Origin of the sequence: Ochrobactrum quorumnocens, from assembly GCF_002278035.1 — a bacterium.
GTDB lineage: Bacteria > Pseudomonadota > Alphaproteobacteria > Rhizobiales > Rhizobiaceae > Brucella > Brucella quorumnocens.
Genome location: NZ_CP022603.1, coordinates 939,892 through 962,592, shown reverse-complemented (window position 1 = coordinate 962,592; position 22,701 = coordinate 939,892). Strand labels below are relative to the sequence as shown.

Sequence of the window (22,701 nt, the reverse complement as noted above, 5' to 3'; positions counted from 1 at the left end):
GAATACCGATGAAGAAATTGCTGATTGCCCTGGCATCGGCTACGGCCTTACTCGCAGGCGCTGCAAATGCTCAGGAAAAGCTCAAGATTGGCGCAGCCCCTTACGGCCTTAATGCTGAATTCATGCAGATATGGTCTGAAGCGCTGAAGGAGCACCCAGCGGTCAAGAGCGGTGAAGTTTCGCTGACGGTTTTCGACGGGCGCTATGATGCGCTCGTTCAGCAGGAACAATTCAATACCATGATCACCCAGCAGTTCGACGCGATCATTTTCGTGCCGATAGATGTTGAAGCCGGTGCGACCGCTGTTCAGGCAGCCGCAGATGCAAACATCCCGGTTGTGGGTTCCAACACCCGCGTAAACTCTGATCTTCTGGCTTCTTATGTCGGTTCTGATGATGCGGTTTCCGGCTACATGGAAGCCAAGACCGTTCTCGACAAGATTGGCTGCAAAGGCAATGTCGTCATCATTGAGGGCCCGATTGGCCAGTCGTCGCAGGTTTCGCGCCTCGAAGGCAACAAGAAGGCTCTTGCTGAATGTCCGGACGTGAAGGTTCTTGAACAGCAGACCGCAAACTGGTCGCGCGCTGAAGCACAGACACTGATGGAAAACTGGTTGACCGCACACAAAGGCGAAATCAACGGCGTGATCGGCCAGAACGACGAAATGGCTCTCGGCGCGATTGAAGCCATCAAGTCGGCAGGCCTCAAGGTTGATGATTTTGCTATCGCAGGTATCGACGGTGTGACCGACGCTCTTAACGCAGTTAAGGCTGGCACGATGACGTCGATTCTGCAGGATGCGCGCGCTCAGGCGCAGGGAGCTATGGACCTTGCAATCTTCCATGCGAAGAAAGGCGATTACAAGCCACAGTCTGATATCTGGGCTCAGTATCCTGACATGCCATTCAACGATGGTAAGGACAAGGAATACAATGTTCCTTGGACGCCAGTAACGGCCGACAATGTCGATAAGTTGCTGGAAACACGCAAGTAATAGAGAACTGCGGGATGAGCATCCAGCTCATCCCGCAACCCAAACATTCCGCTACCCTCAACACCGAGGATCAAACCATGTCCGACCAATCTCCCCAAATCGACCTGAACTTCCCGCTCAACGGTAAAGTTGCTCTGGTAACTGGCGCTGCTTCCGGTATTGGCGCGGCTGTTGCTGAAGCCTTCGCTGCCAAGGGTGCAAAGGTTGCTGTGCTTGATATCAATGCTGATCAGGCGCGCGCCAAGGCTGAAGCGCTTGGAGATGCTGCAAAGCCTTTTGTCTGTGATGTATCTGATCCTGGTTCGGTAAAGGCTGCGGTGTCAGGTGTGGTCGAGGCATTCGGACAGATTGATATTGCTGTAAACAGTGCAGGAGTTGTTTTTCTCGCTCCTGCCGAAGATCTGACTATTTCCGATTGGGATCGCACGATTGCAATCAATCTCAAGGGTAGCTTCCTCGTCACACAGGAAGTGGGCCGCGCCATGATCTCTGCGGGCAAGGGTGGCAAGATCGTCAATCTTGCTTCGCAGGCTGGCACTGTAGCCATTGAAGACCACGTTGCTTACTGCGCGTCGAAGTTCGGTGTTATAGGTATGTCGAAAACCTTTGCTGCCGAATGGGGCAAATACGGCATCACCGTCAACACGATCTCGCCGACCATTGTTCTCACGGAACTGGGCAAGAAAGCCTGGAGCGGCGAGAAGGGCGAAGCGGCTAAAAAGCGCATTCCTACCGGACGCTTCGCGTTTCCCGAAGAAATTGCCGCTGCCGCAGTCTTTCTGGCATCAAGCGGCGCGAACATGATAAATGGTGCCGACCTTCTGATCGATGGTGGCTACACAATTCTTTAACAAAGCGAACGGTCTGACGATTGTTCGGGGCCGAAAATACGGCTTTAAAATTACAGAGCGGGAACTCATCTCTCGCCTTCGATAGGTGCAAAATGCAAAGATTTATCAATAACCCGGATGAAGTGGTCGAAGACACTGTCAAGGGTTTCATCAAAGCTCATAACGATCTCGTGCGGCTATCGACGGAAAACCCTCGTGTGGTTGTAGCAAAAGACGCACCTGTCGAAGGGAAAGTCGGCGTTATCACCGGGGGTGGCTCGGGCCACGAGCCTGCGTTCATCGGCTATACCGGCAAGAACCTGCTCGATGCTGTTGCTGTTGGCGAGCTCTTCTCTTCGCCCACCGCCAAGAGTTTTTACGATGCCGCGCGTGAAGCAAATGGTGGCAAGGGTGTTGTCTGTCTCTACGGCAATTATGCCGGAGACAACATGAATGTGAAAATGGCAGTGAAGCTCGCCGCCAAGGTCGGAATTGAAGTTCTGACCGTAGTTGCCAATGACGACGTCTGCTCGGCTCCCATCGAAGAACGTGAAAAGCGCCGCGGCGTTGCTGGCGAAATCTTCATGTGGAAAGTTGGTGGTGCAAAGGCTGCTTCGGGTGCAAGCCTTCATGAAGTACAGGCAACCGCACAGAAGGCTATCGACAATTGCCGTTCCATCGGTGTGGGTCTTGGTCCGTGCACGCTGCCATCGGTTGGTCATCCAAACTTCACTATCGAACCAGGCACGATGGAAGTCGGTATCGGCCATCATGGAGAACCAGGCGTTCGCGTTGAGCCGCTAAAGCGTGCCGACGAAGTTGCCAAGGACATGACCAAGATCGTTCTCGACGACCATGATCTTTCAGAAGGCACTGAAGTGGCTGTTCTGGTGTCTGGTTTGGGGGCAACACCGCTCAACGAACTCTATATCCTCAATGATACAATTGAGCAGGAAATCACTGGGCGTGGTCTTAAGATTTACCGCACCTATGTGGGCAACTACTTTACCTCACTCGAAATGGTTGGAGCCACGCTGACTGTCATGGCGCTTGATGATGAGCTCAAGACGCTGCTGGATGTCGAAGCCCGCTGCACGACAGTTTTGTAAGAAAGAGGTGTATCATGCAGACATTCAAGAATGCAGGATCGGGTGAGATCGTACTTTCGCTTGCGGAGCGGATCATCGAAAACAAAGCCTATCTGAGCGAGATCGACGGCAGGATCGGCGATGGCGATCACGGCGTGAATATGGCCAAGGGTTTCGGCCTTGCAGCAGAACGCCTGAGAGGCAAGGATGTGTCTCTTGCAGAAGGTCTCGACACACTGGGAACAGTTCTGCTCACCGAAATCGGCGGTTCCATGGGCCCGCTTTATGGCGTGATGTTCAACGAGTTCGCGGAGAAGCTGGAAGGCATCGAGAATATCGACGCAGCCACTTTCAGCACGATGCTCCATGCCGGTCTGGAAGGCATCCAGTCAATTGGCTCGGCAAAGCTCGGTGACAAGACACTGCTCGACACGCTAATCCCGGCCATCAATGCTTTTGACGAGGCAAACGGCAAAGGCCAGTCCTTTGCTGAAAGTCTGGATGCTCTATCGGCTGCAGCCGAAACAGGCCGTGACTCAACGCTCAATCTGGTTGCAAAGATTGGCCGGGCAAGTCGCCTTGGCGAGCGCTCGCTGGGCGTACTTGATGCAGGCGCAACATCTTGCGCGCTGATTCTGACAGACCTTTCGGCACAGGCAAAGAGCCGCTTGCAGTAAGCTCTTTGCTTTGATTTTGCATTTGGCGTCTGAAAACTGTGTGGGCCCACACGTTCAGGCGCCAAATTCGATTGATCGTGTTGCAATTGCGTTCGACTGCTTTCATGTTTGCGGGTGGAACAGAGGCAACAGAAAATCGCATGACGCTTAAGCCCAACACATCGCGCAAGGCTGGCAAGCCGAAGGCCAATTCCAGCGAAAATTCGCTTGCGATTCCGATGCGTTATGGTGACGATCCCTACGTATGGGCCTGCTGGCTTTATTACGAAGACGGTCTGACGCAGAGCCAGATTGCCGATGTCATGGGCATTTCACGCGCGACCGTAAACAGCTATCTGGCCGAAGCACGTGAAAAGGGTATCGTCAATATTTCCATTGAAGGTGGGCGCCTTGAATCGCTGTCTATTGCTCAGGAACTAAAGCGCCATTTCGGGCTGACTGACTGCCTTATCATTCCCCACGACGACAATGCTCGGCCTTTGATCGATCGGCTGGGTGGAGCTGGTGCTCATGCGCTTAACAAGATCCTGAAATCAGGTGACACACTTGCTGTCGCCTGGGGCCGTACTGTGCTTTCGGTGGGTGAGCAGACCGCCATCGGTACTTTGCAGGATATGACGGTTGTGCAAGCGACGGGTGGGACGACTGCATCATTTCCTTATACGCCTGAACGTTGTGCGACCGTTCTTGCGGAAGCAGTCTCGGCGCGCTGCATCAACATCATGGCGCCTGCGATGGTTCGTTCGCAGCAGACGCGGGATGTTATGCTGGATGAGCCATTGCTGCAGGAACAATTCGCCACGCTTGAGAATGCCAATCGTATTCTGTTTGGCGTCTCATCGCTTCGCTCCAATTCTACCATTCACACAAGCGGCTTTTTTGAATCCGTATCTCTGCAACAATATCTTGCAGCAGGTGCGGTTGGGGTCGTAGCGGGTCGTTTTATCGACGAGCGTGGGAAGCCGGTTGCGGGGCCACTTGATGAGCGGACCATAGGCATCTCGCTCGACAAATTACGCCAGATCCACACGCGTATCGCGGTTGCGGGTGGATTTGACAAAGTGCCAGCGCTCCTGGCAGCCCTCCGCGGTGGTTGCATCAATGTGCTGGTCACAGATGCTGCGACGGGGCTTGGCATTCTGCGCGCTGATGGCGTTATTGACCTTGATGCGCGGCTTTCGCAGAAGCCTAAGACAAACCAGATTCCGGCAGCCTTTCGCGTGCGTGTAAAGAAACTCCTCAACAACCCCAATGAGGTGGTTGAGGAAATGCTTGATGGCGTTGTCCGCGCGCATGGAAAATTTCTGCGACCGATCGGCGGCTCCAATCGTGCGCTGGTCGCATGTGATGGCCCACGTCCCGGGAAGGTCGGCTTGGTGATTGGCGGAGGAGCAGGGCATGAGCCATGTTTCCTTGGCTATGTCGGGAAGGGACTGGCAGATGCGGTTGCTGTGGGCAACGTCTTCTCGTCTCCTCCACCAGATCCGATTGTTCAGTGCGCGCTTGCAGCTTCCAATGGCGAGGGTGTGCTCTTCGTCTATGGTAACTACGCAGGCGACGTCATGAACTTCGAGATGGCGGCCGAAATGGCCGAGGAGAAGGGCATTCGGATCAGGACCGTTCTGACCACCGATGACATTGCTTCATCGCCGATAGATGACAAGGACGGACGGCGTGGTGTGGCAGGCAACTTCTTTGTCTTTAAAGTGGCAGGTGCGGCCTGCGACAAAGGGCTTTCACTGGAAGCCTGCGAGATCGCGACACGCAAAGCCAATGCGCGCACTTACACCATAGGTGTGGCGCTGGAACCAGGCTCTTTGCCGCAAACTGGTCGGCACAATTTCGAGATTGGTCCCGAAGACATGGAAATAGGCGTCGGTATTCATGGCGAGCCGGGTGTTTCGCGTGACCGCATCCGACAGGCTGACGAAATCGTCGATAGCATCATGGACAGAATTTTCAATGAAATGAAGGCCGTCTCAGGTGACCGCGTCGCAGTCTTGGTCAATTCATTCGGAGCGACGCCGTTGATGGAACTGTATGTTCTTTATAGGCGCGTGGCACAGCGGCTTGAAGCGAAGAATATTCACATTGAAGCCAACTGGATCGGACACTATTGCACGTCTCTGGATATGGTTGGGGCGTCGATATCCATCATGCACCTCGATCAGGAATTGACGGATTTGTTGCTGCATCCTTGTGAAACGGCGAGCCTCAAAATCAGCTAAACGCTGTGTTTGAGTTCTATCGTTTCACTCTGCCTGAAAGTAAATTAGCATACGCCTTATGATGAGCGACGCGCGTTGCAGTTGTAAGGTTTGAGGAGAAAATCCATGTCGGAAACTGCTGCTCGTCGTCTTGCCCATATGTTTGATGCTGTTTCTGCAGCTATAGAAGCTGACCGTGATCGGCTGTCCGAACTCGACGGTGCAATCGGCGACGGCGACCATGGAACGACAATGGCACTGGGCTTTCAAACTGTGCGGAGCGAGTTGTCCAAGCTCAATCTGGATGACACAGATATTTCGACGGTTCTCAATACGGCAGCAACAGCCTTCATCAATGCGGTCGGCGCATCGACGGGTCCGCTTTATGCCACGGGTTTTCGTCGTGCAGCGCGAGCAACAGCAGGCCATAATGATCTCGATCTTGCCACTTCTGCGGCCATTATTGAAGCTATCGGGGTGGGTATTCGCGAGCGTGGTCACGGTCAACGTGGTGACAAGACAATGCTTGACGCTTGGCTGCCAGCCGCTGAGGCCGCTCAAGCGGCAGTCGCCGAAAATAGAAGTTCTACTGAATTCTGGGACAAGGTTGTGGCAGCTGCCACGGCTGGCGCCAATACGACCCGCTCGATGATTGCCACCAAGGGGCGTGCCGCGCGCTTGCGCGAACGCTCGCTCGGTCACATGGACCCCGGTGCGGCATCGACGGTCATCATTTTGCAGGCAATGGCCAGATCAGCAAAAAAATACTGATGACAGTTTTAAAGTTGAAAAAGCAGGCATGTGCTCGTCGAGCATCCTTCCGGCCTTTTGAGCCTTATCAGTATCTGTTCAACGAGTGCCTCGATAAAAACCTGTCGAGTTCCCTTTGCTGTGGTGTTTGGCCGGTGAAGGCTTGCACATAATGAGGAATGCGCGCGAGGCGCACCTCAGTTTCTTCCTGCGTCCGCATTGAAATATAGCCGATCTGCACGAGATAGATCGTGCGTGCGCGAACATCTGCGATAGCTTTATCAAACCCGAAACGCTCAAACATGCGGGTCAAACCTTCAAGCCGAGAGGCGTCGGCTTCGCGCACCTCCTCCTCGACCTGTGCGGATTGTAAAGCCCAGCTTCTAATTGCGAATTCGAACGCTGGATCAAACAAATCGCGGTTCAGCCAACAGTCAAAGACGTTCAAAACAGCTTCTTCGATGGTTTCCGCATAGGCGTCAGTCTGGCGCAAAAGGGCGCCCGTATTTTTATCGCGCCAGCGTGCGGTGAGAGCGTCGAGCAGCTCTTCGCGATCTTTGAAGAACCAATAAAAACTCGTGCGCGAAATATCGAGTGTCTTTGCAAGCGGTAGAATGCGGACAGCGTCAACGCCGTTTTCAATCAGCGCATCATAGGCTGCCTGAAGCCATAAATCCGGCGAGCCGCGCCATCCTGCATCACTCGTTGTGACCTGTTCCATTGTTGAATTCTTACCAGACAACACTGGTTTGGCAAGGGCAATGTACATCTATGATTATTAAATTGACAGTTATGTACATTTATACTTAGCTCATAAAAAATCATAAAATGGGAACTTTTGATATGTCAGTCGATCCGCTGCTGCAGCCGCTTCAGATCAAGCATCTGACGCTTCGCAATCGCATCATGCTTACCTCTCATGAACCAGCCTATGCCGAAGATGGCATGCCCAAGGAGCGTTATCGTGCCTATCATGTCGAGCGTGCCAAAGCTGGCATTGCTTTGACGATGACGGCCGGTTCGGCAGCCGTTTCAAGGGATAGTCCACCGGCGTTCAACAACGTGCTTGCTTATAAGGATGAGGTGGTGCCGTGGCTGCGCGATCTTGCTGACGAGTGTCATGAGTACGGCGCGGCAGTAATGATCCAGCTCACTCATCTTGGCCGCCGTACGCGTTGGGATAAGGGCGATTGGTTGCCTTCACTTTCATCGACGAGCAAGCATGAGCCTGCTCATCGCGCCTATCCCAAGAAGGCCGAGGAATGGGATATTGAGCGTATTATCGGCAACTATGCCGACGCTGCAGAACGGATGAAGGCCGCTGGTCTCGATGGGCTGGAACTCGAAGCTTATGGTCATTTGCTGGACCAGTTCTGGTCGCCACTAACCAATGAGCTTGATGGCGATTATGGGGGCTCGCTAGATAATCGTATGCGCTTTTCGTTACAGGTATTGAATGCCATTCGGGAGCGTGTTGGTCCTGATTTTTTGATCGGCATTCGCTATGTTGCCGATGATGTTCTCGAGGGTGGGCTGACGAAATCCGATGGTCTTGAGATATCGCGCAAGTTGAAGGAAAGCGGCCTTGTCGATTTTCTCAACGTTATTCGCGGGCATATCGAAACCGATGCCGGATTGACGGATGTTATCCCCATTCAAGGAATGCCTAGTGCACCACATCTTGATTTCGCGGGCGAAATTCGTGCAAGCACTGGAATGGCAACCTTTCATGCTGCGAAAATTCAGGATGTAGCTACAGCCCGTCATGCGATTGCATCTGGCAAGCTCGACATGGTGGGTATGACGCGGGCGCATATGACTGACCCGCATATCGTGCGCAAGATTATCGAAAAGCGGGAAGAGGAAATTCGCCCCTGTGTGGGTGCCAACTACTGTCTGGATCGCATCTATCAGGGTGGTTCTGCCTATTGCATCCATAATCCGTCGACAGGGCGTGAACTGACCATGCCGCATTTGGTGCAGAAAGCGGATCAAAGCCGTCGTGTCGTCGTTGTTGGTGCTGGGCCAGCGGGTTTGGAAGTGGCGCGCGTGAGTGCTGAGCGCGGTCACAGGGTTACGGTGTTTGAGGCCGCAAACCATCCCGGCGGACAGGTACGATTAACGGCTCAAAGCCCGCGTCGTCGTGAAATGATGGGCATTATCGACTGGCGCATGGCGCAATGCGAAAAACTTGGCGTCGAATTCCATTTCAATACATGGGCAGAAGCCGATGTTGTGCTGGGTGAAACACCCGATGTGGCAGTTATCGCCACAGGTGGCATGCCTGATGTGCAAATCCTGCGTGAGGGTAATGAATTAGCGGTTTCGGCCTGGGACATAATCTCAGGTGATGTGCGACCGGGCGCAAATGTGCTGGTATTCGATGAAGCAGGTGATCATGCCGGGCTGCAGGCCTCCGAGTTCATCACGAACTCAGGTGGGAAAGTAGAGATCATGACAGCAGATCGCACCTTTGCGCCTGAGGTGATGGGCATGAATCTCGTGCCCTATATGCGCAGCCTGCAGAAAAAGGATGTGATATTTACTGTGGCCTATCGTCTGGAGGCAATCCGCCGAGACAATAACAGGCTGATGGCGCAGATTGGTAGCGACTATGGCGGTATCAGTTTTGAGCGCGAATTCGACCAGATCGTTGTCAATGACGGTACAAGACCGATGGATGATCTGTATTTTGACCTTAAACCGCTTTCCCGGAACATGGGTGCAGTCGACTACGACGCGCTTATAGATAGAAGGCCGCAAAAACTGGTCAGAAACCCAGAAAGTGCCTTCGAACTTTATCGGATTGGTGATGCGGTTTCTGCGCGCAATACACATGCTGCAATCTATGACGGATTGCGGCTTGGCAAAGTGCTATAGCCTGACATAAGGCGGTATCACTTCAGGTTATGACTGTGCGGATATTTTTTGCATTTGTAATCTGTTGGGCCGGGACTATCGTGACTAACCAAGGGAACACTGACGGCAAAAAAATACGAAACAGCCGTTAGCACTATAAATACTCCAGCACCTGCTGCAGGAATTAGAAATCTGCACGTCGCGGAACGATGGAACAATCGTGATGAACGATCAAAATGGGGAGTTTTCTTGTTGAACGCAATGCGACCGACACAGGTGTCTGACACGGCGACTTTGACCGCTCTCTCACCAAAACTTATTCGCCTTGAAAGGCTTAGCAAGCATTTCGGCGCACATCGCGTTCTCGAAAATATCGATCTGGATGTCGCACAGGGCGAGGTCCTTGCAATCATCGGTCCCAGCGGTTCAGGCAAAAGTACGTTGTTGCGCTGTATCAATTATCTGGAGCAGCCAGACGGCGGCTTAATTGCGGTGGGCAAGGTGAAGCTTGATGCTACGCAACAGCCACGTAAGGACCAGCTGAAAGAGTTGCGTAACACGGTTGGGATGGTGTTCCAGTCGTTCAACTTATTTCCGCATATGAGCGTTCTACGCAATGTCAGCTTGCCGCAGGAGCGCGTGTTGGGGCGTAGCCGTGCTGAGGCTGATGAAAGGGCGCTTCAACTGCTGGAGCGTGTCGGACTTGCCGATAAAGCAACTCAATATCCGGGGCGTTGTTCTGGCGGACAGCAGCAGCGTATCGCGATTGCGCGCTCGCTGGCGCTTGATCCGCAGGTGATGCTATTCGATGAGCCGACTTCCGCACTCGATCCTGAACTTGGCCTCGAAGTTTTGGCTGTGATGCGTGAATTGGCTGAAAGCGGCATGACGATGCTGGTTGTCACGCATGAAATGGGTTTTGCCGAAAATGTTTCGGACACTGTCATGATCATGGCCGAAGGTAAGATCATAGAAAAAGGTGCGTCGAAAGAAATCATGCGTAATCCGCAAGAGGAGCGCACGAAGCGATTTCTTCGTGCGGTGCATGACAGATGACAGCAGACAATGTTCTTCTCATCCTGAGTGGCTTGCCCTGGACACTTGCTTTAACGCTAGGTTCGTTTGGCATCGGCTGTATTCTCGGCGTGCCATTATTGGCTGCACGCAGAGCCAGCTTCGCACCTACACGTTGGATTGCGGCTTTCCTCATTCAGGTCGTGCGCGCTCTTCCGCCCATTCTGTGGCTCTTCATTATTTTCTTCGGCATCGGTATGGGCATCATGCCGATCAATCCTTTTGTCGCAGCGTTGATCGGCCTTGGCCTGATTGCGTCGGCCAATATGGCTGAGATCTATCGCGGTGCGCTGACGTCACTCCATCATGGTCAGTGGGAGGCGGCAACGGCTCTCAATCTCGGCACCAGATTTACATTGATTGACGTAGTCGCTCCGCAGGCATTTCGGGTCGCGCTGCCTTCGGCTGCGAGCTATCTGATAGGGCTTATGAAGGAAACGGCTGTCGCATCGACCATCGGCGTTGCGGATCTGGCTTTTCGCGGCAATCAGTTATCGCAGCTTACCTTCAAGGGCATTGAAGTTTTCGCGCTGGTTGGCCTGTTCTACATTTTCCTGAGCCTTCCGGTTGCGTGGTTGTCGCGTTCTGCTGACAGCTATTTGAGAGCAAAGGTGGCCCGCTGATGTTTCCCACCCTGGATGAGTTTTACGAATGGATGCCAGCGCTTCTTGGTGGCCTTAAAATCAGTCTGCAGGTTGCCGCTTTAAGTCTCGCCATCGGCATTCCGCTTGGACTTGGTTTGGCGCTCGGTGTTGGTGCCAAATCTCGTACTGCGCGTTATGTAAGCCTGTTTCTGGTTGAAATTGGCCGTGGTGCGCCCGCATTGGTTCTTCTGCAGTTCATGTATTTCGGCCTGCCCTCAACAGGACTGACAATGACGTCTTTTGCGGCAGCAGTTATAGGTTTGGCCTGGAACACCGGCGCCTATACGAGTGAAATCATACGCGCCAGCCTGCAATCGATCCATCATGGTCAGCGAGAAGCAGCTGAAGCAATGGGTTTCAGTATGCTGGATGAGTTGCGCTTTGTTTTGTTGCCACAGGCCTTGCGAGTGGCGCTGCCTGCGCTGTTGGGCTTTGCCATCCTGATCTTTCAGAGCACCTCGCTCTGTTTCACTATCGCGCTGCCAGAACTCGTGAGCAATGCCTATGAAATTGGCGCCAACACATTCCGCTATATGCCCGCGCTGATGTTGGCAGGGTTGCTCTATGCCACGATCTGCGTTCCGGCGGCATGGATCGTATCTTACGTGGAGAAGCGGTCATCCGCTTATGCCGCGCGATAATTCACAATAACAAAAGGGGAGTCGCACATGAATAACGGGATCATTCGCAAAAGTATTATCAGTGTTGCCATTCTGATGGGGCTGTCAGCAACAGCCTTAGCACAGGATTGCAAGCCGAAGCATGAGTTTAAAACCATTACGCCGGGAACATTGACGATTGCCGTCACCACCTATGCACCGCATTCATTCATGGATGAAAGCGGCAAAATGAGTGGGCTGGATGGCGATATCGCGACAGAATTCGCCAAACGCGAATGTCTGACGTTGAAGCCTGTTGCGGTCGATCCGGCCGCGGCAATTCAGTATGTTCTGTCTGGTCAGGCCGATATTACCACCGGTGACTGGTATCGCACAGCCGAGCGCGCCAAGGTGATGAACCTTTCCTATCCGCTTTATAAGGATCAGATGGGCCTTTATTCCAAGGATGGGATCAAGACCGTCGAAGAACTGGTTGGCAAGAATGTCGGCACTGTTCAGGGCTATCTCTGGGTGACAGATGCCAAAAAACTGTTGGGTACCAATCTTCGCCTTTATCCGAACTCGGTGAACATGCATCAGGATCTCGCCTCCGGTCGTATTGATGTTGGTATCGACGGTTATTCGACAGGTGCTTATGCTGCCAAGAATGGCAACTTGAAAGACATCAAGGTTGAGATTGCGCAGCCTGACGATCGCATTCGAGCCACTAAGGAAGCGGCACAGGCAAGCTTGCCTTACGCTAAAAGTGCAACGGATTTTGGCGCCGCGCTCGATGCGAATATCGAAGAGATGCACAAGGATGGCACGATTGCCAAAATCCTGGAATCCTATGGTCTTGATGAAAGCATTGGGGACACTGGCGCTCCGAAGCTTATCGAATAGTCGATAAGATTACGACTTGATGCAGCGGATTGCTGCTGCATCCACCTCAACCAAATTCATATCGGAGACTGCAACGATGACTGTTTACGCGGTCAGCCGAAACAGCCAGTCGTGGTATGGGGAACAGGTCGGCATCCTCATTCTGGATGCCGCCTATCCCTGTGTGCCCGGCAATGTCGGCAATGCGACTACATATAAATATCCGGTGCGTTATCAGGAGGTGCGCGGCGCGTCCATTGATCGTCTGCTGAACCAGCGTGATCCGGCGCTGCGCGAAGCTTTCGTGGAAGCGGCGCTTGAGCTGCAAGGACGCGGTGTCAAAGCCATTACAGGTGCTTGTGGGTTCATGGCTTATTTTCAGGAAGAGGTTGCGGAAGCTGTCGATATTCCGGTCTTTCTGTCGAGCCTGATGCAGATCCCGTTCATGCATGCAGTGGCGCGTGGCACGGTGGGCGTTATCACTGCCAATGCAGAACGCCTGACACCCCGCCATTTCGCTGCGAGTGGCATCCCGGATACGATCCCGGTTGTGTTGGCTGGAATGGAAGATCAGGCCGAGTTTCGCGAAGCGATCCTTGAAGAAAAAGGAACTCTTGATTCAGCAGCAATCGAACACGAAGTTTGTGAAGTTGCCAAAAAACTGGTTCGCGATAATCCGGAAGTACGCTCTATTCTGCTCGAATGCAGTGATCTGCCACCCTATGCACATGCCGTGCAGAAGGTGACGGGTAGGCCAGTTTTCGATTTCATCTCAATGATCAATTATGTCCAGCAGACTGTTGCTTGTCGTCCTTATCAAGGCTTCATGTAATCCGCTTGATAAAGAGGAGCTTCCCGATGTCGCTTGATCACTATTTCCTCCTTGGCCGATCCGGGCTGCGCGTAAGCCGTCTTGCGCTTGGCGCGATGACGTTTGGCAATGGGGGCGTGAGAGGGATCGGCGGCTCTTGGGGCACAGATGAAGACAATGCCCGCACCATCTTCAATCGTTATCTGGAGGTGGGTGGCAATTTCATCGATACTGCAGACTCCTATGGCGCGGGGCTCAGCGAAACTCTGGTTGGCAAGTTCGTCACGGAAACTGCGAGTCGTGATCAGGTAGTGATTGCGACCAAATATTCGAACAATCTCCAGCCCGGCAATGCCAATGCGGGTGGCAATAGTCGCAAGAACATGATGCGTGCTGTTGACCAGTCGCTGAAACGTCTGAAGACCGATTACATCGATCTTTATATGGTACACACATGGGACGGTATGACCCCTGTGGAAGAAGTGATGCGCGGCTTCGATGATCTGATACGCGCTGGTAAAATCCGTTATTGTGGCCTGTCCGATGTGCCGTCCTGGTATGCGGCGCGGGCGCAAACATGGGCGGAAGCACATGCACTGTCGCAACCGATCAGCCTGCAGCTGCCGTATTCGCTGGCCGAACGCAGCATTGAACAGGAATTTGTGCCACTCGGACAGAATCTTGGAATGGGCATTACCGCCTGGAGTCCATTGGCTATGGGGCTTCTGTCTGGCAAATACCGTGCGGGCGGTGAGGGGCGTCTCAATCGCAATAATGCTGAGGGGTTAGGGCTCTTCACTCAGCGCAATATGCGTATCGTTGCTGCACTTTCTGAAGCGTCCGACGCTATGGGAAAATCAATGGCTCAGATCGCACTTAACTGGGTCGTCACTCAGCCCGGTATTGGCGCCGCTATCATCGGCGCAAGCAAGCTTACCCAGCTGGATGATAATCTCGGTGCGCTTGCGTTTACGATCCCCGACGAACTGCGCATGAAGCTGGATGAGGCGAGTGCGATCCAACCGACTTATCCGTACTCGCTGTTTGTCCCAGATTATCAGGCGGGTATCCTCAATACGGGTGTTTCAGTTGGCGATAAGCCGAACGGTTATATGCCTTCGAAATTCGTGCCCAAGGTTGGTGACTACGCTTTCGGCAAATCCGCCAAAGGCTCGTGAAATTTCAGAAAGAACAATCATGAATGACATGTCAGTCAAGGTGCGGCCCGTGGCCAGCATCGATCCTACACTTTTTGTTCTGACGCTGGATTGTGATGACAAGCCTGGTATCGTGGCGGCAATCACAACCGAACTTGCCGCAGTGGGGGGCAACATTGCCGAAAGCAATCAGTTCCGTGACAAGCTGACCAACCGCTTTTTCATGCGCATCGCTTTCACTGCTCCGCTTGGCATGTCACGCGATGCCATAGAGCACGCATTGAAGCCAGCCGGCGAACGATTTGGTATGAAATTCACGGTTGCTGACGCGAACCGCAAACCAAAGATCGTGCTTATGGTGTCGAAGTTCGACCATGCCATGTTGCATCTTCTCTATCAAATCCGGGTTGGTTGGCTGAATGCCGATATTGTCGCCGTGGTGTCTAACCACGAGGATAGCCGAGAGACTGCCGCAAGCGCTCAAATTCCATATCATTATTGGGCCGTGAATAAAGATAACAAGGCTGAGCAAGAGGCGCGGTTGCTTGATCTCGTGCGGGAAAGCCAGGCTGATCTGGTTGTGCTCGCCCGCTATATGCAGGTGCTCTCAGATAATCTTTCGAACCGTCTGTTCGGCAAAATCATCAATATTCATCATTCGTTTTTGCCATCCTTCAAGGGTGCCAAGCCGTATCATCAGGCATTCGAACGCGGCGTGAAACTAATTGGTGCGACCGCGCATTATGTAACGCCAGACCTTGATGAAGGCCCTATTATCGAACAGGAAACCGAGCGGGTGACGCACTCCATGAGTGCTGAGGATTTTGTGGCAACGGGTCGTGATATCGAGAGCCGGGTTCTGGCGCGCGCGGTAAAGATGCATGCAGAAAACCGCGTTATGCTGAATGGGCATAAAACCGTTGTGTTTGCACAATAATCAAAGCGTTCCCAGCAAAAGTTCGAAGCGATTTTCGGGATAGGTTTTAAATGCCAAATTCGGCATCTGCGCCTTGTTCCAGCAACCAGTCGCGAAACAGTTCAGCGCCTCGTTTTGGTGGGCGCTGGGCTGGCATGACAAGATGAATAATATCACCGGATCGGTTGAAAATATCGATTGCGGGGACGAGACGACCGGCCGCGATGTGGTCACGAACGAGATGCTTCCAGCCAAGTGCGATGCCCTGTCCAAATACTGCGGCTTCAATGGAACTAAGCGCGTCGGTGAAGACAAAGTCTTGCTCTATACGCGGGTTGGGTACACCGCTTCGTTCAAGCCATTCTCGCCATCCAAGCCGCGACCGATGCCGTTCCTCGAAATGCAATAATGTGTGGTTGAGGAGGTCCTGCGGGGATTTGATTGCTCCGTGTTCTTCCAGATAGGACGGGCTGCAAACAAGCCATACTTCCTCGGTCACAAAAGGCCATGAATGGATGCCGGGCCACTTGCCATTCCCTAGCCGGGCCGAAACGTCGATGTCTTCTTCGAGCATATCCTGATCGTCCCGGCTGCTTTCCTCGATGCGAAGGGCCACATCGGGATGTTTTTCCTTGAAGCTTTTCAAACGCGGCAGCAACCAGAGCTGCACAAAAGACGACGAGAACGACACCCGAATAATGTCGCGCGAATGCTTCTTGCGCATGGAAGAGATGACCATGTGCAGATGATCGAACGCTTCCTGCGTTTCGCGATAAAGCCTTTGCCCCTCAGCTGTCAGCTCCAGACGACTGCGGTCGCGCCTGAAAAGCTTTAGACCGGTCGCTTCCTCTAACAATTTGATGGTCTTGCTCACTGCGGGCTGGCTGACATTCAGCTCTTCTGCAGCCGCCGTGAAGCTTAGACGGCGAGCCGCCGCCTCAAACACGAAAAGATAGTTGGCAGAGGGGATCAGCGAGCGGAGTCTATGCATAATCTGAAGTTATACCTATGCGGATTTTTTATCAAGCTCACAGCGTCGAGAACCCTCTGTAATGTAATGCCAAACGGGACCGTCTGGCTGCTCAGTCTGATCGCTGGTCGTCCCCACAAAATATGACATGGAAGGGAACTTGGAATGCAGACTCATGCACGCGCGGTGGTCATCGGGGGAGGGTGCGTTGGTGCCTCAATTCTATACGGTCTGGCAAAACGAGGTTGGTCAGACGTCGTTCTGTTGGAACGTACCCAGCTTACCGCCGGTTCGACATGGCACGCCGCGGGCCTGATCCCTTCTTATGCACGCAACATCAATATCGGTCGAATGATCAACAAGTCGATCGAGATTTATGAAGGGTTGGAAGCCGAGACAGGACAACATGTTGGCTGGCACAAATGCGGACAGCTGCGCATTGCCAACACACGCGACCGGCTTGACGAATATAAAAGCTATATGAGTGTCGCCGAGGTGCAGGGCATTCGGGCAGAACTCGTGTCTCCGGCTCGTGCTCGTGAGTTATGGCCTTTGCTTGAAAACAATCCTGATATGCTTGGCGCACTCTATCATCCTGACGATGGCCATATCGCGCCTGCTGACGTGACCATGGCGCTTGCCAAGGGTGCACGCGACAATGGTGCCAAGATTTACCTCAACACACAGGTAAATGGCTTCGAGCGTCTGCCGAGCGGCGAGTGGAAGGTGAAAACCAATAATGGTGACATCATCTGCGAGCACATCATTTCAGCCACCGGCAACTATGCTCGTCAGACCGGCGCGATGCTTGGGCTTGATATTCCGGCAATTCCGATTGTCCACCAGTACTGGATCACCGATGCCGTACCCGAAGTGATTGAGCGCAAGCGTCAGGGCTTGCCGGAAATGCCGATCCTGCGTGATGAAGGTTTTGAAGGCTACCTGCGCGAAGAGGGCGATGGCCTGATGTTTGGACCTTACGAAAAGACCGAACATCTGAAGTTGTTTGCTGAAAACGGTGTGCCTGAGTGGTTCGGTGCCGACCTGCTGGAAGAAGATTTTGACTCCGTTTCGTGGAATTGGGAACGGGCGATGGAACTTGTGCCAACGCTTGGCCGCGTTGGCATTAAGGCCAATGTGCGCGGACCATTCCAGATGACAGCCGACGAGTTGCCGCTGGTCGGGCCTGCTTGGGGGTTGGATAATGTCTGGCTCGCAGAAGGTGTGCCTGGCGGAATTCTGTGGGGTGGTGCTATCGGCTACTATCTCTCTGAGCGCATCGTTGAAGGAAGCAACAGTATCGATACGAGCGAACTCGACCCGCGCCGCTTCGGTGATTATGCCAACAAGAACTGGACCCGTGAAAAGGTGCGAGAAGCATGGGGTACTCATGCGGATCAGCATTATCCGGGTCAGGATATGCCTGCAGCGCGTCCGCAGAAAACAGCGCCGTCCTATGATCGGCTGACTGAGCTCGGAGCAGTTTGGGGCTGCCTCAATGGCTGGGAAATGCCGAACTGGTTTGCACCGAAGGGCGTGGAAGCCAAGGATCAGTACAGCTGGCGCTGGACTGAAAAGGGCAAGTATGTTGCCGAGGAAGTCGAGGCCGTGCGCAATGCGGTAGGCCTCGTCGAGATGACGCCCATGACCAAGTTTGAAGTCAGTGGTCCAGGTGCAGAAGCGTGGCTTGATGGTATTCTTGCTAATCGACTGCCGAAAGTGGGCCGGGTTAATCTGGCCCATCATCTGACGAAAACGGGCGGAGTGCAGGCCGAATATGTCGTTGCTCGCATGGATGATGACAACTTTTATATGATTTCCACACCGCGTGCCGAACGCTGGAATTTCGATGATCTGTCAAAGCTTCTGCCCAAGGACGGCAGCGTGAGCTTGCGCAACGTTACCAATGACCGTGGCTGCTTCACCATCGTCGGCCCGAAGGCGCGCGAGGTTCTGCAGTCGCTGACAGAGATTGATCTGTCCAACGAGGTATTTCCGTGGTTTGGCATCAAGTCGGGAACGGTCGGGCTTGCCAGTGACGTGCGTCTACTGCGCGTTAATTACGAAGGCGAGCTTGGTTGGGAACTCTATCATCCGCTCGCTTATCAGCGGCATTTGCTGGAAGCATTGCTGGCTGCAGGCAAAGAGCATGGCTTGCGTCTCATCGGTCTGCATGCACTGGAGTCGCTGCGTCTCGATAAATCCTATCGTGCGATGTATCGCGACATGAATCCTGAGTTAAGTGCTTGGGAGAGCGGTCTTGAACGCTTTATCCGTCTAGACAAGGGCGACTTCATCGGTAAACAAGCCCTGCTTGTACAAAAGGAGCGCGGTATCAAACAGCGTTCCGTGACGCTTGCCGTCGAAACAGATGGTGCGAGCACGCTGACCTCGGAATGCGTGTATCATGACGGCAAGCTCGTCGGCCGTGTTACATCGGGCAGTTATTCGTACACTTTCAAACATGATATCGCGCTGGCGCTGCTACCTTTGGAACTGGGTGTGCCGGGAACTGAACTTGAGATCCCGGTTCTGGGTGAAATGCGCAAGGCTCGCGTGATTGAAGAGTCGCCTTACGATCCGGAAGCCAAGCGTGCACGCGTTTAACATGCAGATGACGCAAAACCATGTTTCTATTTGAATGAGAGGTTAGCCTTATGAAGGTAGTCGTCGCAGTAAAGCGGGTTGTAGATTACAACGTAAAGATCCGTGTTAAGGGTGATGGTTCGGGCGTTGAGCTATCGAACGTGAAGATGTCGATGAACCCTTTTGACGAGATTGCAGTTGAAGAAGCGATCCGTCTTAAGGAAGCAGGCAAGGTGACGGAAATCATCGCGGTTTCGGTTGGCCCGGCACAGGCACAGGAAACGCTGCGCACGGCGCTTGCCATGGGTGCGGATCGTGCCATTCTGGTCAAGGTTGATGAAGCTGTCGAGCCGCTTGGTGTTGCCAAGGTGCTGAAAGGCGTTGTCGAGGCTGAACAGCCAGACCTCGTGTTCCTGGGCAAGCAGGCGATTGATGACGACGCCAACCAGACTGGTCAGATGCTTTCGGCGCTTCTCAACTGGAGCCAGGCAACTTTTGCATCGAAAGTTGAACTGGGTGACGGTTCGGCCAAGGTGACCCGCGAAGTTGACGGCGGTCTTCAGACCATTGATGTGAAGCTTCCAGCCATTGTGACAGTTGATCTTCGTTTGAACCAGCCGCGTTATGCATCGCTGCCAAACATCATGAAGGCCAAGAAGAAGCCACTTGATGAAAAGTCGCCTGCCGATTTCGGTGCTGATATTGCGCCGCGTCTTAAGGTCTTGAAGACTGAAGAACCGGGTGGCCGCAAGGCGGGCGTCAAGGTCGGTTCGGTTTCCGAACTGGTCGAGAAGCTCAAGGCCGATGGCGTATTGTAAGAAATCGGAAGGGACAAGATAAATGGCTATTCTTCTTATTGCCGAACATGACAATGCAAGCCTTTCCGATCAGACCGCAAAGGCACTGACGGCTGCCGGTAAAATCGGTGGCGATGTGGACGTGCTGGTTGCAGGCAAGGGTGCGAAAGCTGCAGCTGACGCAGCTGCAAAGCTTTCCGGTGTGCGCAAGGTTCTGCTGGCTGAAAGCGATGCGCTGGAAAACCGTCTGGCTGAGCCATTGGCAGCACTCATTGTTGAACTTGCAGGCCAGTACGACACGATCATCGCACCAGCAACCACTTCGGCCAAGAACGTGCTTCCACGCGTTGCAGCACTTCTCGATGTGATGCAGCTTTCTGAAATCATGGAAGTGGTGTCCGCTGACACTTTCAAGCGTCCGATCTATGCAGGCAATGCAATCCAGACTGTGCAGTCAACTGATGCCAAGAAGGTCATCACCGTTCGTACGGCTTCGTTCCAGGCTACCGGCGAAGGTGGTTCGGCTGCAGTTGAAAGCGTGAATGCTGCGAGCGATCCGGCACTGTCGAGCTTTGTTGAGAACGCGCTTTCGGGTGGTGATCGTCCGGAGCTGACCTCTGCCAAGATCATTATCTCGGGCGGTCGTGCACTTGGTTCATCGGAAAAATTCCAGGAAGTGATCCTGCCTGTTGCTGACAAGCTTGGTGCTGCGGTTGGTGCCAGCCGTGCGGCAGTTGATGCGGGCTATGCACCAAACGACTGGCAGGTTGGTCAGACCGGCAAGGTGGTTGCACCTGATCTTTACATCGCAGTTGGTATCTCGGGCGCGATCCAGCATCTTGCAGGCATGAAAGACAGCCGCGTGATTGTTGCGATCAACAAGGACGAGGAAGCTCCGATCTTCCAGGTTGCCGATTACGGCCTCGTCGGGGATCTCTTCACCGTGTTGCCGGAAATGGAAAAGGCTTCATTCTAGATATGCAACAGGTCGCCAGATCTTCAGTCTGGCGACCTGTTTAGCTCAAGCTGTCTCAAAATTGTTCAGAAACATCGATACTGTCTTCATGCAAAGATCGCGTTCTTCCACATGTGGCATGTGGCTCGATTCCTCAAAAAGCACCCATTCACTACCCGGGACATTGTTGACGTAAGGTTTCACCACCAAAGGGGTAGCCTCGTCATAACGACCGGAGATGACAAGCGTTGGTGCTTGAATTCGGTTGAGACGGTCTTCAATCGTCCAGTCCTTCATCGTGCCAATCACATGGAATTCGGTCGGGCCATTCATGTTGCGATAGACGGTATTGTCTTCATCCATGATGGCGAAGGTTCGCGCGACTTCCTTTGGCCATGGGCTTACGCGGCAGACATGACGATCGTAAAATACCCGCGAAGCGGCGATATATTCAGGATCGGTCAGACTGCCTGCTTCTTCGTGTTTCAACAAAGTTTGTTGTACTTCGGAAGGGAGTTCACGCCGTAGGCGGTTGGCCTCCGCGACCCAAGTTCGCATGTTGGCAGGTGAGTTGGCGATCACCAGTGCTTTGAGGCCATCCGGTTTTCGCACTGCATGTTCAGCGCCCAATATTCCACCCCACGATTGTCCCAGATAGGCATAGCGATCCTGAATGCTGAGATGTTTCAGAAGGTTGTCCAGTTCTTCCAGAAACAAATTCACGGTCCAGAAATCGGGGCCCCTATCAGGAAGACGTGTGGAGTTGCCGTTGCCGAGCTGGTCGTAATGAATGACCGCACGACCATCGAGTGCTGCGATGTCCTTAAAGGCATCCACATAATCATGCGTGCAGCCGGGGCCGCCATGAGCGACGACGAGCGGGAGTTTTTCTGAATCGAGTGAGCCGGTAATGCGGTACCAAGTCTGATAATCGCGGAAAGTGGCGAAGCCTTCCGTCTGATTGATTGAAGCCAATTGGTCCTCCATTTGTGCGTTTTTGGAGAACCATAGCGCCGCTTTTTTGGCGGCGGCAGCTATCATAACTTATAGGTCTAGTGGATTGAGCCTTACATATGATCGACGTCTGTGTCTTAGGGATGCAAATATCGGAAACAGACCGCCAGGCCGCAATCAGGCATCAAGCAGTCGCGCACGTGTCGCTCGAACAACGGCCTGAGTGCGGTTCTTTGCCCCCAGTTTTTTGGCGGCGGCATTGAGATGCATCACAACTGTCGGAACGGATCTGTCGATGATACGGGAGATTTCTTTCGCTGAGAGGCCTTCAGCTGCATAGCGCAGACACTCGCGTTCGCGAACTGTGAGGTGCACCTTGCCAATGCCGCGAGTATGTTCGTCAAAAAGCTCATATGCGCTTTGATGGAAAATCTGTGCCATCAGATTGAAATCGGCCACATAGCGCAAAGCGCGCTGTCTGAAATCGGATCGTGGGCCAGAAAATACACCGGTGACGGTCGCATAATCGCCATGTGGCATATGAATGGGAACGGTGACGCCTGCAGATATATCGCGCTCATGAAGATAGTTTGCGACGGGTGCTGTGTCTTCCGTCATGAATTCCTGCAGCAGCGATTCAGCCCGCTCATCATAATTCCAGAAGAATGGTACAGATGCCCTACACGCGAGGCGCTGAACCGGATCAATGCGGAAATAGCCTTTTTCGGCCCAAAATTCGAGCATGTCATCGCTGATATTGCGCAGTTTCATCAGCGACGGTCCCATCATGTCGCCATTCATGTCGAAAGCGGATGGGGTGTAATCGTAGATGAGGGCTTCGAAGCCAAGCGGTTTCATAGCCTGAAATATCTCATCAATGCGCCCATCGAGCGTTTGGTGAGCAGTAAAGTTCTGTCTGAAGGTCTCAATCTCGTCTCGCATCACGGTCT

General features: G+C 53.3%; 21 protein-coding genes. 17 read left to right on the top strand and 4 right to left on the bottom strand.

Going from position 1 to position 22,701, the window contains the following annotated elements; translation table 11 throughout:
* Positions 1–8: 8 nt before the first annotated feature.
* The 6 genes from CES85_RS04560 (at position 9) to dhaL (CES85_RS04535) (ending at position 6,568) form a co-directional block, all read left to right on the top strand.
* A complete protein-coding gene (locus CES85_RS04560; RefSeq protein WP_095444834.1) occupies positions 9–995 on the top strand; it encodes a substrate-binding domain-containing protein in 987 nt (328 codons plus the stop codon).
* A 77-nt stretch (positions 996–1,072) separates the two neighbouring features.
* Complete coding sequence (locus CES85_RS04555) at positions 1,073–1,846, top strand: SDR family oxidoreductase (protein ID WP_095445699.1); 774 nt, start codon at positions 1,073–1,075, stop codon at positions 1,844–1,846.
* Between the two features lie 92 nt (positions 1,847–1,938).
* On the top strand, positions 1,939–2,934 hold the full coding sequence (locus tag CES85_RS04550; protein WP_095444833.1) for a dihydroxyacetone kinase subunit DhaK: 996 nt from the start codon (positions 1,939–1,941) through the stop codon (positions 2,932–2,934).
* Positions 2,935–2,948: 14 nt separating this feature from the next.
* The gene (gene dhaL / locus CES85_RS04545) at positions 2,949–3,590 is read left to right on the top strand and encodes a dihydroxyacetone kinase subunit DhaL (RefSeq protein WP_095444832.1); all 642 of its coding nucleotides are present in this window, start codon (positions 2,949–2,951) and stop codon (positions 3,588–3,590) included.
* Positions 3,591–3,730: 140 nt separating this feature from the next.
* Complete coding sequence (locus CES85_RS04540; protein ID WP_095445698.1) at positions 3,731–5,818, top strand: bifunctional sugar-binding transcriptional regulator/dihydroxyacetone kinase subunit DhaK; 2,088 nt, start codon at positions 3,731–3,733, stop codon at positions 5,816–5,818.
* Positions 5,819–5,923: 105 nt separating this feature from the next.
* Positions 5,924–6,568, top strand: coding sequence for a dihydroxyacetone kinase subunit DhaL (dhaL, locus tag CES85_RS04535; RefSeq protein WP_095444831.1), 645 nt, complete (start codon positions 5,924–5,926; stop codon positions 6,566–6,568).
* A 67-nt stretch (positions 6,569–6,635) separates the two neighbouring features.
* On the opposite strand, the gene CES85_RS04530 is transcribed toward dhaL (CES85_RS04535), so the two are convergent.
* A complete protein-coding gene (locus tag CES85_RS04530; protein WP_095444830.1) occupies positions 6,636–7,268 on the bottom strand; it encodes a TetR/AcrR family transcriptional regulator in 633 nt (210 codons plus the stop codon).
* Between the two features lie 122 nt (positions 7,269–7,390).
* Between CES85_RS04530 and CES85_RS04525 the strand changes: the two genes are divergently transcribed.
* From CES85_RS04525 to purU, 8 genes are all read left to right on the top strand, one after another.
* Complete coding sequence (locus CES85_RS04525; RefSeq protein ID WP_095444829.1) at positions 7,391–9,427, top strand: NADH:flavin oxidoreductase; 2,037 nt, start codon at positions 7,391–7,393, stop codon at positions 9,425–9,427.
* 240 nt (positions 9,428–9,667) lie between these two features.
* On the top strand, positions 9,668–10,462 hold the full coding sequence (locus CES85_RS04520) for an amino acid ABC transporter ATP-binding protein (protein ID WP_095444828.1): 795 nt from the start codon (positions 9,668–9,670) through the stop codon (positions 10,460–10,462).
* The gene (locus CES85_RS04515) at positions 10,459–11,103 is read left to right on the top strand and encodes an amino acid ABC transporter permease (RefSeq protein WP_095444827.1); all 645 of its coding nucleotides are present in this window, start codon (positions 10,459–10,461) and stop codon (positions 11,101–11,103) included. The genes CES85_RS04520 and CES85_RS04515 overlap by 4 nt, the downstream gene beginning before the upstream one ends.
* Positions 11,103–11,765: an amino acid ABC transporter permease gene (locus tag CES85_RS04510; RefSeq protein WP_095444826.1), complete on the top strand. Its 663-nt coding sequence runs from the start codon at positions 11,103–11,105 to the stop codon at positions 11,763–11,765. Before CES85_RS04515 ends, CES85_RS04510 begins: the two co-directional genes overlap by 1 nt.
* A 27-nt stretch (positions 11,766–11,792) precedes the next feature.
* The gene (locus tag CES85_RS04505) at positions 11,793–12,626 is read left to right on the top strand and encodes an ABC transporter substrate-binding protein (protein ID WP_095444825.1); all 834 of its coding nucleotides are present in this window, start codon (positions 11,793–11,795) and stop codon (positions 12,624–12,626) included.
* 76 nt (positions 12,627–12,702) lie between these two features.
* Positions 12,703–13,437 carry an aspartate/glutamate racemase family protein gene (locus CES85_RS04500; protein ID WP_095445697.1) on the top strand — a complete coding sequence of 245 codons (735 nt, stop codon included), beginning with the start codon at positions 12,703–12,705 and terminating at the stop codon, positions 13,435–13,437.
* Between the two features lie 26 nt (positions 13,438–13,463).
* Complete coding sequence (locus CES85_RS04495) at positions 13,464–14,594, top strand: aldo/keto reductase (RefSeq protein ID WP_095444824.1); 1,131 nt, start codon at positions 13,464–13,466, stop codon at positions 14,592–14,594.
* 19 nt (positions 14,595–14,613) lie between these two features.
* Positions 14,614–15,510, top strand: a complete 897-nt coding sequence (purU, locus tag CES85_RS04490) for a formyltetrahydrofolate deformylase (RefSeq protein ID WP_095444823.1) — start codon at positions 14,614–14,616, stop codon at positions 15,508–15,510.
* A 46-nt stretch (positions 15,511–15,556) separates the two neighbouring features.
* Here purU and CES85_RS04485 read toward each other — a convergent pair whose 3' ends face one another.
* Positions 15,557–16,480: a LysR substrate-binding domain-containing protein gene (locus CES85_RS04485; protein WP_095444822.1), complete on the bottom strand. Its 924-nt coding sequence runs from the start codon at positions 16,478–16,480 to the stop codon at positions 15,557–15,559.
* Positions 16,481–16,624: 144 nt separating this feature from the next.
* Between CES85_RS04485 and CES85_RS04480 the strand changes: the two genes are divergently transcribed.
* From CES85_RS04480 to CES85_RS04470, 3 genes are read left to right on the top strand one after another with little or no spacing between them, the layout of a single operon-like run.
* Entirely contained in the window at positions 16,625–19,066 is a 2,442-nt protein-coding gene (locus CES85_RS04480) for a GcvT family protein (protein ID WP_095444821.1), read from the top strand.
* Between the two features lie 50 nt (positions 19,067–19,116).
* On the top strand, positions 19,117–19,863 hold the full coding sequence (locus CES85_RS04475) for an electron transfer flavoprotein subunit beta/FixA family protein (protein ID WP_095444820.1): 747 nt from the start codon (positions 19,117–19,119) through the stop codon (positions 19,861–19,863).
* Positions 19,864–19,885: 22 nt separating this feature from the next.
* A complete protein-coding gene (locus CES85_RS04470; RefSeq protein ID WP_095444819.1) occupies positions 19,886–20,818 on the top strand; it encodes an electron transfer flavoprotein subunit alpha/FixB family protein in 933 nt (310 codons plus the stop codon).
* 45 nt (positions 20,819–20,863) lie between these two features.
* Here the strand turns inward: CES85_RS04470 and CES85_RS04465 are convergent, their stop codons facing one another.
* Together CES85_RS04465 and CES85_RS04460 are read right to left on the bottom strand one after the other, a co-directional pair.
* Complete coding sequence (locus CES85_RS04465; protein WP_095444818.1) at positions 20,864–21,772, bottom strand: proline iminopeptidase-family hydrolase; 909 nt, start codon at positions 21,770–21,772, stop codon at positions 20,864–20,866.
* Between the two features lie 156 nt (positions 21,773–21,928).
* On the bottom strand, positions 21,929–22,693 hold the full coding sequence (locus tag CES85_RS04460) for a helix-turn-helix transcriptional regulator (RefSeq protein ID WP_095444817.1): 765 nt from the start codon (positions 22,691–22,693) through the stop codon (positions 21,929–21,931).
* Positions 22,694–22,701: the final 8 nt, after the last annotated feature.